The sequence below is a fragment of the Vagococcus acidifermentans genome (assembly GCF_003987655.1).
GTDB lineage: Bacteria > Bacillota > Bacilli > Lactobacillales > Vagococcaceae > Vagococcus_B > Vagococcus_B acidifermentans.
Genome location: NZ_NGKC01000003.1, coordinates 136,931 through 153,059 on the forward strand (window position 1 = coordinate 136,931; position 16,129 = coordinate 153,059).

16 protein-coding genes are annotated in these 16,129 nt (G+C 41.3%); 13 read left to right on the forward strand and 3 right to left on the reverse strand.

Annotated elements, in window-relative coordinates:
• Nucleotides 1-2 precede the first annotated feature (2 nt).
• The 4 genes from CBF27_RS04145 (at nucleotide 3) to CBF27_RS04160 (ending at nucleotide 3,359) form a co-directional block, all read left to right on the forward strand.
• Nucleotides 3-1,169 (forward strand): nucleotide sugar dehydrogenase, encoded by a 1,167-nt coding sequence (locus tag CBF27_RS04145; RefSeq protein WP_126812680.1) that lies wholly within the window; start codon nucleotides 3-5, stop codon nucleotides 1,167-1,169.
• 361 nt (nucleotides 1,170-1,530) lie between these two features.
• On the forward strand, nucleotides 1,531-2,466 hold the full coding sequence (locus CBF27_RS04150) for an LCP family glycopolymer transferase (RefSeq protein WP_211334602.1): 936 nt from the start codon (nucleotides 1,531-1,533) through the stop codon (nucleotides 2,464-2,466).
• A 64-nt stretch (nucleotides 2,467-2,530) separates the two neighbouring features.
• Nucleotides 2,531-3,106, forward strand: a complete 576-nt coding sequence (locus tag CBF27_RS04155; protein WP_126812684.1) for a VanZ family protein — start codon at nucleotides 2,531-2,533, stop codon at nucleotides 3,104-3,106.
• A gap of 88 nt (nucleotides 3,107-3,194) precedes the next feature.
• A complete protein-coding gene (locus tag CBF27_RS04160) occupies nucleotides 3,195-3,359 on the forward strand; it encodes a transposase (protein ID WP_126812686.1) in 165 nt (54 codons plus the stop codon).
• Nucleotides 3,360-3,381: 22 nt separating this feature from the next.
• On the opposite strand, the gene CBF27_RS04165 is transcribed toward CBF27_RS04160, so the two are convergent.
• Nucleotides 3,382-4,062 carry an IS6-like element IS1216 family transposase gene (locus tag CBF27_RS04165; protein ID WP_001015311.1) on the reverse strand — a complete coding sequence of 227 codons (681 nt, stop codon included), beginning with the start codon at nucleotides 4,060-4,062 and terminating at the stop codon, nucleotides 3,382-3,384.
• A gap of 417 nt (nucleotides 4,063-4,479) precedes the next feature.
• Here CBF27_RS04165 and CBF27_RS04175 point away from each other — a divergent pair, with 417 nt between their 5' ends.
• The 9 genes from CBF27_RS04175 (at nucleotide 4,480) to CBF27_RS04220 (ending at nucleotide 14,737) form a co-directional block, all read left to right on the forward strand.
• A complete protein-coding gene (locus tag CBF27_RS04175; protein ID WP_000804885.1) occupies nucleotides 4,480-4,902 on the forward strand; it encodes a sigma-70 family RNA polymerase sigma factor in 423 nt (140 codons plus the stop codon).
• Nucleotides 4,899-5,129 carry a helix-turn-helix domain-containing protein gene (locus CBF27_RS04180; RefSeq protein ID WP_000857133.1) on the forward strand — a complete coding sequence of 77 codons (231 nt, stop codon included), beginning with the start codon at nucleotides 4,899-4,901 and terminating at the stop codon, nucleotides 5,127-5,129. The genes CBF27_RS04175 and CBF27_RS04180 overlap by 4 nt, the downstream gene beginning before the upstream one ends.
• A 460-nt stretch (nucleotides 5,130-5,589) precedes the next feature.
• Nucleotides 5,590-5,793, forward strand: coding sequence for an excisionase (locus CBF27_RS04190; RefSeq protein ID WP_000814511.1), 204 nt, complete (start codon nucleotides 5,590-5,592; stop codon nucleotides 5,791-5,793).
• 81 nt (nucleotides 5,794-5,874) lie between these two features.
• Complete coding sequence (locus tag CBF27_RS04195) at nucleotides 5,875-7,092, forward strand: tyrosine-type recombinase/integrase (RefSeq protein ID WP_001291561.1); 1,218 nt, start codon at nucleotides 5,875-5,877, stop codon at nucleotides 7,090-7,092.
• 781 nt (nucleotides 7,093-7,873) lie between these two features.
• Complete coding sequence (locus CBF27_RS04200; RefSeq protein WP_126812688.1) at nucleotides 7,874-9,097, forward strand: glycosyltransferase family 4 protein; 1,224 nt, start codon at nucleotides 7,874-7,876, stop codon at nucleotides 9,095-9,097.
• 337 nt (nucleotides 9,098-9,434) lie between these two features.
• Nucleotides 9,435-11,270: a DNA helicase RecQ gene (recQ, locus tag CBF27_RS04205; protein ID WP_126812690.1), complete on the forward strand. Its 1,836-nt coding sequence runs from the start codon at nucleotides 9,435-9,437 to the stop codon at nucleotides 11,268-11,270.
• A gap of 105 nt (nucleotides 11,271-11,375) precedes the next feature.
• The gene (locus CBF27_RS04210) at nucleotides 11,376-12,119 is read left to right on the forward strand and encodes a DUF2238 domain-containing protein (RefSeq protein WP_126812693.1); all 744 of its coding nucleotides are present in this window, start codon (nucleotides 11,376-11,378) and stop codon (nucleotides 12,117-12,119) included.
• A gap of 296 nt (nucleotides 12,120-12,415) precedes the next feature.
• Nucleotides 12,416-13,411 (forward strand): LacI family DNA-binding transcriptional regulator, encoded by a 996-nt coding sequence (locus CBF27_RS04215; protein WP_126812695.1) that lies wholly within the window; start codon nucleotides 12,416-12,418, stop codon nucleotides 13,409-13,411.
• Nucleotides 13,412-13,426: 15 nt separating this feature from the next.
• Nucleotides 13,427-14,737: an alpha-L-fucosidase gene (locus CBF27_RS04220; protein ID WP_126812697.1), complete on the forward strand. Its 1,311-nt coding sequence runs from the start codon at nucleotides 13,427-13,429 to the stop codon at nucleotides 14,735-14,737.
• 55 nt (nucleotides 14,738-14,792) lie between these two features.
• Here the strand turns inward: CBF27_RS04220 and CBF27_RS04225 are convergent, their stop codons facing one another.
• Both CBF27_RS04225 and CBF27_RS04230 read right to left on the reverse strand, forming a co-directional pair.
• Nucleotides 14,793-15,248: a pyridoxamine 5'-phosphate oxidase family protein gene (locus CBF27_RS04225; protein WP_126812699.1), complete on the reverse strand. Its 456-nt coding sequence runs from the start codon at nucleotides 15,246-15,248 to the stop codon at nucleotides 14,793-14,795.
• Between the two features lie 33 nt (nucleotides 15,249-15,281).
• Complete coding sequence (locus tag CBF27_RS04230) at nucleotides 15,282-15,728, reverse strand: universal stress protein (RefSeq protein WP_126812701.1); 447 nt, start codon at nucleotides 15,726-15,728, stop codon at nucleotides 15,282-15,284.
• Nucleotides 15,729-16,129: the final 401 nt, after the last annotated feature.

Sequence of the window (16,129 nt, forward strand, 5' to 3'; positions counted from 1 at the left end):
TTATGAAAGTTTCAGTTTTTGGCCTAGGCTATGTCGGCCTAGCAAACGCGTTATTATTAAGTCAAAAAGAAGAAGTTAAAGCTTATGATATTGTAGAGGAAAAAATTGATATGTTGCAGCAGAGAAAATCACCTTTGGAAGACAAAGAAGTTCATGAATTTCTTGAGCGTGCCGATTTACATGTTGAATTTACTAAGGATTTTTCTGATGCTGTATTGTTTGCAGATTACTTAATTATCGCAACGCCGACAGACTATGATGAAAAGAAAAATTACTTCAATACCTCTACGGTAGAAGATGTCATCGAAAAAGCATTGGCCATTAGACCAGATGCAACGTTCATTATTAAATCTACAGTTCCAGTAGGTTATACGATTGATGTTAAAGCGAAGTTTAATACAGAGAATATTATTTTCTCACCAGAGTTTTTACGAGAAGGTAAGGCATTATATGATAATTTGCATCCATCACGTATCGTTGTTGGAGAGTGTTCTGAACGTGGTGAAGAAGTTGCCAATATGTTCAAAGAAAATGCGCATGAAGATGACGTTCAAATTTTATTAACGCATTCAACTGAAGCAGAAGCAATTAAACTCTTCTCTAATACGTATTTAGCATTGAGGGTGGCTTATTTTAATGAATTAGATACTTATGCCGAATCTCGCAGTCTAGATAGCAAGCAAATAATTGATGGTGTTGGTTTAGATCCACGTATTGGTTCTCATTATAATAATCCTTCATTTGGTTATGGTGGTTATTGCTTACCCAAAGATACTAAACAACTAAGAGCTAATTATGAACATGTGCCAAATAATATCATTGGTGCAATTGTGGATTCCAATACAACACGGAAAGATTTTATTGCAGAACAAATTATCAATAAAAATCCTAAGGTGGTCGGAATATACCGTCTGACAATGAAAGCTAATTCTGACAATTTCCGTTATTCTTCTATTCAAGGTATTATGAAGCGTATCAAAGCAAAGGGGATTGAAGTAGTCGTGTATGAACCAACGTTGGATGCTGATACTTTTTTCAATTCTCGTGTGGTAAAAGATTTTGATGAGTTTATGAAAATTTCTGATGTAATTGTTTCAAATCGTTTTGAAGATATCTTGAAAGAAGTTAAAGATAAAGTTTATACAAGAGATCTTTTTAGAAGAGATTAGATTCATGCAAGCGACAGAAGCATTGGCGGGAATGTTGAGAAGTATAAATGAATAAGCAATTTTTCCTATTGACAAATTTGATATGAGAAATGATTCGGCTGAGGCAATTTATTTAACTTGGACTCCGGAAATTTCAATTACTCAGATTATGGATAGAGTAGTTAGCGATTTTCAAAAAAATATAATTGCTAACTCACTCAATTAAGTACAGACAAGTTATTGATTAACTTTTTCTAGGGAAACCACTATTATTTCACCACAGATCAAATTTACTTTGACATCCCCCACTAACTTAATTATCATTAAGAATAGCGTGTTATTGAGTAAATAGGCAGTACTTTTGTTTAACTTAGTCAGGGAAATGAGGGATCATTCATTGTCAACAGGGAAAAAAATCATTTTAGGAATCGTAGGACTAATTCTTGCAATCACATTGGTAGTAGTCGGACTTGGTGCCAAGGTTTACTTCGATGTCCGAGGGTCAGCGGATCAGACGTATGAATCTGTTAAACGTAAAAACCCAGCCAAGCGGGAACAGGCAGTAGACTTGGAAGAGCAAGATTCTTTTTCAGTCTTGTTACTTGGGATCGATACCGGGGACTTGGGTCGGACGGAACAGGGGCGTTCGGATACCATGATGGTGGCGACGGTTAAGCCGAAAGATAAGAAGACTACGATTGTCAGCATTGCCAGAGATACCTATGTGCCGATCGTGGGTCATGGGACAGATGATAAGATTAACCACGCCTATGCCTTTGGTGGGGCGGCGATGTCGATGGATACGGTGGAAAGTTATCTGGATATTCCGATTGATCATTATGTAGCTATTAACATGAAGGGCCTCAAGGAACTGGTAGATGCGGTAGGTGGCGTGGAGGTTTCCAATAGTGGTGAGTTCACTCAAAGTGGCTATACCTTCAAGCATGGGTTAAACACGTTGGATGGCGATAGGGCACTTGCCTTTTCCCGGATGCGTAAGGAAGATCCTCGAGGAGACTATGGTCGGCAAGAACGGCAGCGAGCCATCGTCGTCGGTGTCGTGAAGAAGCTGTTGTCGATGGATGGGATTACTAAGTATCAAGAAGTCTTAGAGGCGATGGAGTCCAATGTGACCACGGATATGCATTTTGCTGACATGAAGAAGATTGCCTTGAATTATCGGGATGCCTTTACCAATGTGAAGACAGAGCAGATGCAAGGAGAAGGCTTCATGCAAGACAATATCAGTTACCAACGGGTTTCCGAAGATGAGTTGAAACGGGTGCAAGACATCTTGAAAGGTGAGTTGGACCTTTAAGTACCAATAGTGATGAATGGCGTCCTGATGTGGGGCGCCATTTTTGTGAAAGGAAGTGGATGACGTGAGAGTAATCAAGAACGTGGTGGCGTTGCTAGTTGCGGTGGGCGTCAGTGGTCTGTTAATCCACTTTATTGCTCTGTCGGTTCTAGCGGGGTATCCTCGGATTGCCCAGACGATGGAGCGTTTTGTCTATACTGAATTGGTGTTAATCAGTTTTCTTGCATTGGTGATTTGGTTGTTTTACCTACAGTGGTCTTTAGGAAAATTATCCGTAGTTTATCTTTATCTATTTTTTAGTGTGTATTTGTTCTTATTGTTCGTCGTTTTATTCACCAAGGCTCCCCGTTATCAGGCCTTGATTCTGAATACTATCGACTTTTTGATGGGTGGGAGGCTAAGCTGGCTTGAGGCACTACTAAATGTTTGCTACTTCATACCACTGGGACTTTTGTATGGGATGAAGGCTCGTTATCGGGAGTTTGTCATCGTAGCTCTCCTGACGATTGTGGGGATTGAGATGATACAGTTTGTGTTTTACCTTGGCACATTTGCGATAAGTGATATCTTCTTAAACTTTATCGGTTGCCTGCTAGGATATCATCTTTATCAACCATTGCATGAGCATTTTCAGGAGTAGGGAGTTATGTCAAGGGCAACTTAAAATTGTAGGTTCGGGGGTGCGGACATAAACCTGGACTAAAAATAAGCTTAGGAGGAATGTCCGTATGTTTTCCCACGAGGAACGTGTAAAAGCGATTCAGTTATTTTTAAAATATGATTGTTCCTATACTGCGACCATTCGAAAATTAGGTTATCCATCCGTTGGTGCACTACGTCAATGGTATAAAGAATATTTGGGGTTCTGTTGCAAAGTTTTAAATAAAGAATAAAATCCCTTACGGTATCTATGATTTAAGCTGGGATTCCCAATAATACCTTGATTTCAGTACAGACCGAAAACCCGAAGAGAGTGCCTTCTTTTCGGGTTTTCTTATATAATCCTCGAATGGCTTCCATGCCTTTAATCGTGGTAGAGGCAGTGCGTAAACTTCGATAGAATTTATTGCGTCTCTTTACTGGACGATGGTCTTGTTCAATCAAATTATTCAGGTATTTAATGGTACGATGTTCTGTCCCTTGATAAAAGCCGTATTCTTTTAGTTTCTTAAAGGCACTTGTAATAGAGGGGGCTTTATCTGTGACTACAACCTTCGGTTCATCAAACTGCTTCACTAACCGCTTAAGAAAAGCATAGGCTGCTTGTGTGTCCCGTTTTTTACGTAACCAAATATCCAAGGTTAAACCATCTGCATCGATGGCTCGATACAAATAATGCCATTTTCCTTTAATTTTGATGTACGTTTCATCCATTTTCCATGAATAAAAGGATTTTTTATTTTTCTTTTTCCAAATTTGATAGAGTAGTTTGCCATATTCTTGCACCCAACGATAAATCGTCGTATGAGAAACGTTAATGCCACGATCATATAAGATTTCTTGAACTTCACGATAGCTAAGGTTATAACGAAGATAGTAGCCCACGGCTACAATAATCACATCCTGCTGAAATTGCTTTCCTTTAAAATGATTCATCGTCATTCCTCCTGCTATCTTTTTCTATTATTCTACCTTATTTGATAGTAGATTTAAAACTTTGCAACAGAACCTATATTACTTCCAAATGGCGGTTTGTTGGAGGTCAACGTCGCCATGAAGTACATCATATACAATAAATTTCCTTACATTGGGTTCTTGTCAAAAAAAGTCGTCTATCTGCAATAGATAAGTACGTCCACCAATGTGGTTTTATAAATCATATAGATAGAATAACAGAAGCATGTAAACAGAGAAATAAATCTGTTTATATGCTTTTTTGGCTATTCAGAACTTTTTTACAAAGTTTATTTATCAGTAATGCAACAAATCCCCCTTTCACATTGGGACTAAGAGTGAAAGGAGATAAACGAGCAAGGCTCACTTCCTTTCCTAGACAGAAAGGGGGTGAGAAACATGAAACCATCTTCTTTTCAGACCACAATAGAAAATCAGTTTGACTATATCTGTAAACGTGCTATGGAAGACGAGCGAAAGAATTATATGCTTTATCTTTCAAGGATTGCAAAGCGTGAGGTGTCCTTTTCGGATGTTGGCGATTATCTTGTTAGCCAGTTTGCGACAACAGATAACTATTCAACTGACTTTCAGATTTTTACACTCAATGGGTTATCAGTAGGCGTTGAAAATGATTTGTTGAGTGAAGCATTACGTGAGTTGCCAGACAAGAAACGTGAAATTCTACTGCTGTTTTACTTTATGGACATGAGCGATTCAGAAATTGCAGACCTGTTGAAATTGAACCGTTCTACTGTCTATCGGCATAGAACCAGTGGACTAGCCTTAATTAAAAAGTTTATGGAGGAATTTGAAGAATGAAAACACAATATCCTATGATTCCCTTTCCTCTCATTGTAAAGGCAACAGATGGCGATACCGAAGCGATTAACCAGATTCTACATCATTACAGAGGGTACATAACGAAGCGTTCCCTACGACTTATGAAAGATGAATATGGCAATCAAAGTATGGTCGTTGATGAAGTCTTACGTGGAAGAATGGAAACCAGACTGATTACAAAGATTTTGTCATTTGAAATTAAGTAATATCCTCTCTCCTTTCGTGGAAGCGTGCTAAACCATTCCACGCTTCCCGAACAGGGAGGTTTGTTATTCCACCAAAGCATATTGAGCTTTCAATGTGTTTTGATAGGCTAACGAGCCATTGTTCTTTGAAAACTGAATAAAAGTAATCGAATACGTTTCGATAAGAAAAGAGCCAACGGAACTAACCGCCATGACCTATCTTATAAAGATAGCGAGCGATTCATGTTAGTGATCCGAGAAGCAATCTTTAGCAGGATTGCCTGCAACGACATTCTTATCGTGATAATGATACTCCCATACAGTCAATAGTCCGAGCGTGATAAAACCGTCGCAGGCAATGAGTATGGCTACATGAGAACCATGCAGGGGTGGAACTCCCGTGAGCTTTGCTAAAGCTGTTCGATTGCTGGTAAAACAACTTTTATGAAATCCAAATAAGTGATTTGGAAAGGAGGATTTTATGAAGCAGACTGACATTCCTATTTGGGAACGTTATACCCTAACCATTGAAGAAGCGTCAAAATATTTTCGTATTGGCGAAAACAAGCTACGACGCTTGGCAGAGGAAAATAAAAATGCAAATTGGCTGATTATGAATGGCAATCGTATTCAGATTAAACGAAAACAATTTGAAAAAATTATAGATACATTGGACGCAATCTAGCGTCGCCAAAGGGTCTTGTATATGATAAAATAGTATTAAGTCGTATCAAGGCTCTTTCCATAAAGGAAAGGAGCAAATGCCATGTCAGAAAAAAGACGTGACAATAAAGGTCGAATCTTAAAGACTGGAGAGAGCCAACGAAAAGACGGAAGATACTTATACAAATATATAGATTCATTTGGAGAACCGCAATTTGTTTACTCGTGGAAACTTGTGGCTACAGACCGAGTACCAGCAGGAAAGCGTGATTGTATCTCACTTAGAGAGAAAATCGCAGAGTTACAGAAAGACATTCATGATGGTATTGATGTTGTAGGAAAGAAAATGACACTCTGCCAGCTTTACGCAAAACAGAACGCTCAAAGACCAAAGGTTAGAAAAAACACTGAAACTGGACGCAAATATCTTATGGATATTTTGAAGAAAGACAAGTTAGGTGTAAGAAGTATTGACAGTATTAAGCCATCAGACGCTAAAGAATGGGCTATTAGAATGAGTGAAAATGGTTATGCTTATCAAACCATCAATAACTACAAACGTTCTTTAAAGGCTTCATTCTATATTGCTATACAAGATGATTGTGTTCGGAAGAATCCATTTGACTTTCAACTGAAAGCAGTTCTTGATGATGATACTGTCCCTAAGACCGTACTAACAGAAGAACAGGAAGAAAAACTGTTAGCCTTTGCAAAAGCTGATAAAACCTACAGCAAAAATTATGATGAAATTCTGATACTCTTAAAAACAGGTCTTCGTATTTCAGAGTTTGGTGGTTTGACACTTCCAGATTTAGATTTTGAGAATCGTCTTGTCAATATAGACCATCAGCTATTGAGAGATACTGAAATTGGGTACTACATTGAAACACCAAAGACCAAAAGTGGCGAACGTCAAGTTCCTATGGTTGAAGAAGCCTATCAAGCATTTAAGCGAGTGTTAGCGAATCGAAAGAATGATAAGCGTGTTGAGATTGATGGATATAGTGATTTCCTCTTTCTTAATAGAAAGAACTATCCAAAAGTGGCAAGTGATTACAACGGCATGATGAAAGGTCTTGTTAAGAAATACAATAAGTATAACGAGGATAAATTGCCACACATCACTCCACATAGTTTGCGACATACATTCTGTACCAACTATGCAAATGCAGGAATGAATCCAAAGGCATTACAGTACATTATGGGACATGCTAATATAGCCATGACGCTGAACTATTACGCACATGCAACATTCGATTCTGCAATGGCAGAAATGAAACGCTTGAATAAAGAGAAGCAACAGGAGCGTCTTGTTGCTTAGTAGTACAAATGAATTTACTACTTATTTACCACTTCTGACAGCTAAGACATGAGGAAATATGCAAAGAAACGTGAAGTATCTTCCTACAGTAAAAATACTCGAAAGCACATAGAATAAGGCTTTACGAGCATTTAAGAAAATATAAAAAGATAATTAGAAATTTATACTTTGTTTAAGATAAAAACAATAGAAAACTCGTTATTGTTAGATAAATCGTAAAATAGTATACTTGTTAGTATAACTGGTGCTTTTTATCTATTGAAAAGGCGAATCTTTTGGAAAGTTCGTTCGATTGGAAACGTTTAATTTGGTTTTTGGTTCGTTTTTATAACCATCTTTTTAAAAACAAACATAAAAAAACAAAAAGCACCGGATAACTTATTTTTTTGTTTTTTTAGCAGGTATTTTTTTGATTTTTGAAAGTGAAGGGAGTGGATGTCGTTGTTAGTTTATGACAGCTCATGAGTGCTTATGACGAAAACATGTTGTTTTCTTAAAAAACTTTCATTAACGACTAAAACTCATCTTGTTGCTTTTTATTTGGAAAATGATGGGCGGAACACGAAAGTTATGACAAAAAATGCTTTTTCATTTTGTCATTATCTGTTTTGACTTTGGCTGGTTTTTCGGAAGTTGCTTTCCATGAATCACCCGAGTGTTGACCAAGTAAAACACGATGGATGAGAGAGTACAGTCGGGTGTGGAAGGTGTTAGATTGACTGATGACGGGAGAAATTTCTCGCATGGTCACGAAAAACTATGTTGAATTGGAGCTAAGAGAATGAAAATTTTGCATGTGTTGGCGCAGCTGCCTTCGAAAACCGGCAGCGGCATCTATTATACGAATGTTGTCAAAGGGTTATCATCTGAAGATAACGCCTGTGTGTATGGACTGATTCCAGATATTGAAGTGGATTTTTTACCGATTGCTGAGAGCAATCATTATGCTGTGCCTTTCCCTAATCAGCGATGTGCGTTCGATTTGCCGGGAATGAGCGATGTCATGCCATATCCAAGTACGGTATATAGTGAAATGAGCACGGAAATGATTCAACAGTGGCAGCAGGTTTTTTCTGAAAAAGTTGATGCAGCGGTGTCAGACTTTCAACCTGATGTCATTTTATGTCATCATCTGTGGTTTTTAACCACATTGGTGAGTCAGAAGTACAAGTCTCATATTCCGATTATTGCCTTTTGCCACGGGACAGATCTCCGTCAGGCAAAGCAGCACCCCGATTTGTTGGAGAGATATTGTGATGTGTCAGGTGTCAGTCATATCTTTGCCTTGAGTGACGACCAGTTGGCAGATATCTCAAAGATTTACGATTATCCTGAAAGCCGGCTGTCTGTGTTGGGCGGCGGATATGATCCGGAAATATTTTTTCACTCTGATCAAGTGGGTCGGGAAAGTGATACGATTGAACTGGTTTTTGCCGGGAAGTTGTCCCGGGCAAAAGGCGTTTTGGAGCTGTTGGCTGTTTTTGACCAGATTGCTCCGAACTTTCCGGATGTCCATTTGTCGTTAATCAATTCGGCTAATGAGGAAATGGAACAGATAATCGGAGAATACTTGAACCGACACCGTCAGATCAAATATTTTAATGTTAAAAATCAGCAAATTTTAGGGCAAGTATTCAGGCAAAGCGATCTTTTTGTACTGCCTTCTTATTATGAGGGTCTAGGCTTGACAGCTATTGAAGCTTTGGCCAGCGGATTATTGACAGTTACAACGGACATTGCCGCATTGCAACATCAGCTGGGGCCTGCTGTCAATCAGTCGGGAGCCATTGAATACATTGCTCTCCCCCGTCTATTTAATCAGGATGAACCGTATGAGGAGGATTTGCCTGCATTTAAAGAACGGCTGAAGGAGGCGCTTATCCGCCAAATTGAACGGGTGAAAAGCGGGTACCGGATAAGTGAAGGCGTGCGCTCGGAAATCGAAAAAAGCGCCTGGCCGGCGTTGATTAAAAAAATCAGCACACAAATAGAACGGACATTGTAAAAACTGACACCTGAAAACGCAAAAGAAACATGGTCATGAGCCGCCAAAGCGGTACATGACCATGTTTCCACGTTAATAGATGACGTTTAGGTGTGTTGTAGGGTATACACATCATCAATTAGGTATATCTAACGGAAGTTAGAGTTGAGGCTCTTATGAAAGAGTCGCGCCAGTAACCATATTATAGCAAAGCCAGCGGAGATTTGTTCTCATTTTTTGCCGGGAAAGCTGGCATAAACTATAATTTTTGAACAGCAGGGCTATTGTATAAAAGTTCCACTTATCCTGCTTTTATAGTATGGTATTATCATGAGCAATGAAAAGAAGAGGATGAAACATGGATAGTAAATATGAAGTCTTATTTTCCTACTTCGGGTATCGCCGTTTTCGGGAAGGTCAGGAAGAAGTTGTGGATGCCATTCTGAACGGTCGGGATGTGATGGGGATTATGCCGACAGGCGCGGGAAAGTCATTGTGTTATCAAGTGCCGGCGTTGCTTCAAGAAGGCTTGACGCTCGTTGTGTCGCCCCTTATTTCGCTGATGAAAGACCAAGTGCAGAACTTAAAAGAGAGCGGCGTTTCATGTGCGTTTTTAAACAGTACACTGACTGTCAGCCAACAAGAGACTATTCTCGAAAAAGCATTGGCCAAACACTACAAACTACTTTATCTCACCCCCGAGCAGCTTGCGACCGAACGTTTTTTAGCTTTTCAGCAAAAGGCGTTGATATCACTTGTTGCCGTTGATGAAGCACACTGCGTGTCACAATGGGGACAAGATTTCCGTCCGAGCTATCTGCAAATCGATACTTTTATCCAGACATGCAGACCACGGCCTGTTGTCGCCGCGTTTACTGCCACCGCTACTGCCGTCGTTCAGGACGATATTGTCAAGCGGCTGTCGCTGAATACGCCTTTGGTACAACGCACAGGATTTGACCGCGAAAATCTTTATTTTTCAGTGGAACAGCCTAAAAATAAGCTTGAATTTGTTCATGATTATCTTGCTGCACACCGTCGGCAGAGCGGCATTATTTATTGTTCATCCCGGAAAGCAGTGGAAGAAGTCACCGCTTCGCTGCAAATGAAGGGATATCCGGCAACACGCTATCATGCCGGGTTGAGTGCGGAGGAGCGGTTGGCCAATCAAGAGGCGTTTGTTTCTGACGAAAAGCCGCTGATGGTCGCCACGAATGCATTTGGCATGGGCATTGATAAATCAAATGTCAAGTTTGTGCTGCATTACAATATGCCTAAAAACATTGAAAACTACTATCAGGAAGCTGGCAGAGCCGGGCGCGACGGCACACCGGGGGAGTGTATCCTTTTGTATGCCAAACGTGATGTTCGGACCAACCAGTATTTTATTGATAATAGTTTGGATAATCAGCAAATGACTGAAGAAGAAAAGCAGGCTTTCAGGGAACAGGAAATCGAGCGGTTAAAACAAATGACGTTTTATTGCACCACTCAGCACTGTCTCCGTCATTTTATTTTGACTTACTTCGGTGATAAGAGTCTGCCGGCTTGCGATAACTGCAGTAATTGCCGGCGTCATTACGAAACCCGTGACATGACAATTGACGCTCAAAAAATTCTGTCGTGCGTTAAACGGATGAATGAGCGTTTTGGCGTGACGTTAGTAATTGATGTCCTGAGAGGCAGCCGCCAGCAGAAAATCCGGCAATTCCGCTTGGATGAGTTGTCGACATACGGCATCATGAAAGATACCAGCAAGAATCAGCTGTATCAGATGATTGATTTTTTATTGATTGAAGAATACCTCATTCAGACTGATGATCAGTTTCCAGTGTTGCAGCTTGGCCCTCGGGCATTAGAAGTATTGAAGAATAATGTTTCTCTCCAGATGAAGCTGATCAAAGAAGATGAGCGGACAACACCGCTGCAGCAAGATACAGCTTCAGATTCATCACCTCTGTTTGAAAAACTCCGACTTGTCAGGCGTGAGTTGGCTTCAAAGGAAAGGCTGCCCGCCTATATTATTTTTAATGACGCCTCACTGCTGGAAATGTCCCGGAGATGTCCTGTCACTCCTGAGGAATTTGTTAAAATAAGCGGAGTAGGGGAGAAAAAACTGGAAAAATATGGCGAACATTTCATGACGGCGATAAAAGAGTTTGCGGCTGCCGCTTCTGAAGGCGGAGAAGGATAAGGAGCAGTTACTCTAATCATTTTTTTGAAAAATTAAAGATGGTCATGCAAAAAGAACGGAATGTGCTACAATAAGGCTACAAAGTTTTTATGGAAAGGAATTATTATGTCGGAAATTAACAAAAATAATATCATCGATAAACGAAAAACACTTGTTTTTAAAGTTGTTTTTGTTCTGTTGGCTTTATCGGTCGTATACGCTGTTGTCATGTTGATTAATGCGCCGTCAGGTGTCTCTAAGAAAGAATATGAGTATGTCAAAACTGACTACGTGTTAATGATTTTGCAGTGCGTTGTCGGTATGATTGTGATTTTTTTACCTTCTCGCGTTGAACAAAAGTTTGGAATAGACATACCTGACATCATGGAAATTATTTATTTTATTTTTCTGTTTTGTGCGATTTACTTGGGAGAGGTACAAAATTTTTATTACCGAATCCCGTTTTGGGATATGATTCTGCATGCTTTTAGTGCGGGAATGCTGGGTGCTCTAGGTTTTGTTATTGTCGATTTTTTAAATCACAGCGAAAAAAGCCACATCCATTTAAGTCCTTTTTTTGTCAGTTTGTTTGCGCTTTGTTTTGCAGTGACTTGCGGTGTTGTGTGGGAGATATATGAATATACCGCTGACCACATTCTCGGCACCAATATGCAGAAATTCATGACTGCTGACGGGACTGTATTGTCCGGTCATGCGACACTTGGGGATACGATGAAAGACATCATTGTCGACCTGATTGGGGCCCTCGTTATTGTTTCCCTTGGCTATGTCCATTTGAGAAAAAAGGAGAGACGGCTTGCGGAAAAAAGACTGAAACAAGCGGAAAAAGTTCAAGTCGTTAAAAATTAAATGCGTTGGAAAAGATGAAACACATATAATGGTTTCATCTTTTTTTCATAGACAAGTCATATCGGAAAAAGTAAACACAGACCATGAGTGATTTCTTCAACGACAGGAGCGTTGAAAAATGGAAAAAATACAGCGGGTTATAGTCGCTATCCGGTTGTAAAGGCTGTACACGTTATCAAAAGTATCTTCATATATCCGCTTGATTTCGACGAGAGTGCTTGCTATAATCAACTTGAATCGATTCAAGTTTTAACAAACAAGTTTTTTAACGGTCGTCAGAGGAGGTGGCAGACGAGATGGTTACAATTCAGGAAGTAGCGAAATATGCCAATGTATCAGTCGGCAGTGTTTCCCGGTATTTAAACGGCTACAAACTTCGCCCGAATAATGCCAAGCGTATTGAAGAGGCAATTAGGGTACTGGATTACCGTGAGAACATGATTGCCAAAGCGCTGAAAAGCAATCAGACGCTGTCTGTCGGTGTACTGTTGGATAATCTGCTAAGTCATTTCAGCTCAGCTGTTGTGGCAGCGATGGGCGATTTTTTTGAAAAGCAAGGTTACAGCATGCTGCTGAGCGGCTACCGGGATGACCCTAAACAAGTACGCCGCAAAGTGGAATTTCTGACGGACCGGGGAATTGACGGACTGATTGTCGCAACGATGGAAGAAGACTGGGAGGAGACGCAGGTCTTAAGAGAGCTGGCGATACCAGTAGTGTCCCTCGTTACACCAATTACGTTCGAGAGCATTGATTCGCTATTATTTGACGACGCAGCATGCACCAGAAAAGTGGTCGCTGCCATGATTGCCGGTGGACACCGACGTATCGGAATCATCTCCGCACCGCAAACAGACTTTGTCGCTCGGCAGCGGCTGGCAGGTGCAAAGGCAGCCTTTGAAGAAGCAGGACTTGAGCTGACGGACGAGTGGGTATATGTCAATGATTATTCGCGTGAGAGCGGTTATGCCGGCATGCGGCAATTCATCAAACAACATGCAACTGCGGTGTTTGTCTGCAATCAGAATACCTCGCTTGGCGCCATCCAGCAAATACAGGAACAGGGGCTGATAGTCGGGCAGGATATGTCCTTTGCGGCTTTCGACTATTTAGGCATTGGGGAGATTTTTTACCCTAAATTGACGATGGTCAGACAGCCTGTCGGTGAGCTAGGGCAATTGGCAGCAAAAACAGTATTAGAAAAAATCCGGAACAAACAGCCATACTCCGGCAAAACGATTGAATTAGCAAATGAGATTTTATGGCGAGACTCCATACAAGACATTACGTAAAAGGGCGGAAAGAGAATGAAAAAAGAACGGTTGGACATCGAAGAAAACATCGCAACGGCGCAGGAAGGTTATCAGGAACTGCCGGAAAATCTCCAGCAAAAACTGGCGTGGTTTAAAGACCAGAAAATCGGAGTTATTTTTCACTGGGGCTTGTATGCGGCAGCAGGTATTGTTGAGTCCTGGCAGCTTTCGGAAGAAGACACTTGGGCACGTAAAGAGCCTTGGCGCGATAATTTAAGTGATTTGCGGCATGATTACTGGGAACTGAACAAACAGTTCGACCCCCGCCGGTTTGATGCAGCCGAGTGGGCAGCAGCCTGTCGCAAGGCGGGGTTCAAGTACATGATTTTTACCACTAAGCATCACGACGGGTTTACAATGTATGATACGCATGTTTCTGATTATAAGATAACAGCTAAAGAATGCCCGTTCCACACAAGTTCGGATGCAGATGTGTTTAAGTCTTTGTCGCAAGCTTTCCGCGATGAAGAAATAGCAGTCGGCGCCTATTATTCAAAACCGGACTGGCACTGTCCCTATTACTGGGAACCGGGGGCACGGCCCAAGGGACGCTACGCCAGCTATGACCCTTTGGAAAAACCGCAGTTGTGGGAAAAATACAATCAATTTGTCAAAGACCAGCTGGTTGAATTAAGCAGTAATTATGGCGCCATTGATATTTTATGGCTGGACGGCGGCTGGGTCAATCACGCCAATCATGAATTTTTGGATATGGATGATATTGCCCGGAGTGTCCGCCGGCATCAGCCGGACATGTTGATTGTAGACCGGACAATCGGTGGTCAATATGAAAACTATGTCACGCCTGAACGGAAAATTCCGGATGTTGTCCCTAAAAAGGCATGGGAGAGCAACATTCCTTTGGCTAAAAATTGGGGGTATGTACCGAATGATGTGTATAAATCATTTGATGAGATACTGACATCGCTGGTAAAAATAGTTTCTCTCGGCGGCAATGTGATTTTCGGGGTGGGACCGAAGCCTGACGGCACTTTGCCTGAAGAAGCGCTCGCGCTCATGTCCGAATTGGGCACATGGTTGTCGCATTTTGGTGAAGCTATCTACGGCACACGCCCATACAGAACTACAGAACTGAACGGCACTTACTTTACCCAAACAGCTGACGCGGTCTATGCCTTTGTCGGCCAAGATGCGCCGCATGAACTGAACCTGACGGAACTGAGGCTGACTGTGGATAGCGCCACACTGATGAATTCCCGGACAGCACTTGCTGTTGCCGGTAATCTTGTTTCAGTCCCGGCAAGCGACGCGTTGTTTCAAGTTGTGAAATTCGTTAAAATGTAAAGCAAAAAGTACATACAAAATGCCGTACCTCGCAAAATAGAGGTACGGCATTTTATTAATCGTATGGATTGATGCGCACTGATTGTTTGTCGACATCAATCAACAGTTGAAAGCCGTTGTTGTTTTCGTCCTGATCCCACACTTCGATAAATTTGGGAATGACTTCAATCAGGATTTCTGTTTCCTCATGGGCATATGCGGTATAGCTCGTACGCCAGTATTTATCATAAAGCGCCTGGAAGAACCGGTTGTCTTCGTCTGTGACCAAGCCGTGATTTTTGGCGATACCTTCGATTTGCACACCCCAGTGGCAAATAGCGACGTTCGGATTTTCGAGCAGCTGCTTGGTTTTTCGAAAATGTTTATCTGTTTTAAAGAAAATACGCTGTTCGTGAATGATACAGCTGACATTCCGCACAGTGACGTGGTCATGTAAACTTGACGCAAGTGCCATGATTTTTTTTTGCCCCAGTTTGTCAAAGCAATGAGTGAATGCATCGGTAAATTCCATTGGTAATTGTCTCCTTCTTGCTGCAATTTGTTTTTATCTGACAACGAGCACGTGACATTGGGCATGATTGACCACGTAAGCCGTCGTTGATCCGACAAAAGCCCGTTCGACTGCGTGTGTACCTGTCGCGCCCATGACTATTAAATCAACGTTTTCTTTTTGGGCTGTCGTGAGGATTTCGTGTTTGGCACGTCCCCGCACCGTTAACAGCTTAACCGTATGCGTTTCAGGCAAGGCAGCCCGCTCGATTTTTTTCTGCAAAATTTTTTTTAACATTTCGACTTCTTCCTGATGATGAGTTTCCAATGCCGTCAAAACAGCCGGGTTAGTTGATGTCAAGAGAGCATCGGATTCAAATACATACAAAATGACGAGCTTGCTGTTATCATGCTTAGCAATGACAGCCGCCTCTTCAAGTGCATCGCCGGCTTGTTCCGAACCATCATAAGCGACAAGAATCTGCTTGTATCTTTCAGCCATTGGGGTAGCCTCCTTTCATTCATTCTATCATCTTAAGAATTGAGGTGTAAAGGAAGTGGCGCACAATCTCTGGCGGCGGCATCTTCTGTCGCGGTTAGGACAGTTGTACTGCGGTTCACTTCCCCTTATCTGATTTTAAGGCGGTATGATTTATCATTGAAGTGTCTATCGTTTTTCAACTAAATGTTACTTTTATCCAGAATAGATAGTGCTCCTTTTTTCGATGACTGCTGCCATTCAAGCTATTCACAAGTTTAGCTCTGGGAAGAAGCGAATTAACATACCGGCAGGTGACGGGCAAGGTACATTTTTGTTTTTTGCCGGTCTCTGCCGGCAAAAGTATCATTCCGTTGAAAGAAGGCAGAATCACGCACGAGAAGTTTGCGGGAGATGTTGGTGAG

Excerpts from the sequence above, each read along its gene's own strand:
- CBF27_RS04150 (WP_211334602.1), top strand. The coding sequence starts at position 1,531 with ATGAGGGATCATTCATTGTCAACAGGGAAAAAAATCATTTTAGGAATC.
- CBF27_RS04145 (WP_126812680.1), top strand. The coding sequence starts at position 3 with ATGAAAGTTTCAGTTTTTGGCCTAGGCTATGTCGGCCTAGCAAACGCG.
- CBF27_RS04160 (WP_126812686.1), top strand. The coding sequence starts at position 3,195 with ATGTTTTCCCACGAGGAACGTGTAAAAGCGATTCAGTTATTTTTAAAA.
- recQ (WP_126812690.1), top strand. The coding sequence starts at position 9,435 with ATGGATAGTAAATATGAAGTCTTATTTTCCTACTTCGGGTATCGCCGT.
- CBF27_RS04225 (WP_126812699.1), bottom strand. The coding sequence starts at position 15,248 with ATGGAATTTACCGATGCATTCACTCATTGCTTTGACAAACTGGGGCAA.
- CBF27_RS04180 (WP_000857133.1), top strand. The coding sequence starts at position 4,899 with ATGAAAACACAATATCCTATGATTCCCTTTCCTCTCATTGTAAAGGCA.
- CBF27_RS04175 (WP_000804885.1), top strand. The coding sequence starts at position 4,480 with ATGAAACCATCTTCTTTTCAGACCACAATAGAAAATCAGTTTGACTAT.
- CBF27_RS04200 (WP_126812688.1), top strand. The coding sequence starts at position 7,874 with ATGAAAATTTTGCATGTGTTGGCGCAGCTGCCTTCGAAAACCGGCAGC.
- CBF27_RS04195 (WP_001291561.1), top strand. The coding sequence starts at position 5,875 with ATGTCAGAAAAAAGACGTGACAATAAAGGTCGAATCTTAAAGACTGGA.
- CBF27_RS04190 (WP_000814511.1), top strand. The coding sequence starts at position 5,590 with ATGAAGCAGACTGACATTCCTATTTGGGAACGTTATACCCTAACCATT.
- CBF27_RS04215 (WP_126812695.1), top strand. The coding sequence starts at position 12,416 with ATGGTTACAATTCAGGAAGTAGCGAAATATGCCAATGTATCAGTCGGC.
- CBF27_RS04210 (WP_126812693.1), top strand. The coding sequence starts at position 11,376 with ATGTCGGAAATTAACAAAAATAATATCATCGATAAACGAAAAACACTT.
- CBF27_RS04165 (WP_001015311.1), bottom strand. The coding sequence starts at position 4,062 with ATGAATCATTTTAAAGGAAAGCAATTTCAGCAGGATGTGATTATTGTA.
- CBF27_RS04220 (WP_126812697.1), top strand. The coding sequence starts at position 13,427 with ATGAAAAAAGAACGGTTGGACATCGAAGAAAACATCGCAACGGCGCAG.
- CBF27_RS04230 (WP_126812701.1), bottom strand. The coding sequence starts at position 15,728 with ATGGCTGAAAGATACAAGCAGATTCTTGTCGCTTATGATGGTTCGGAA.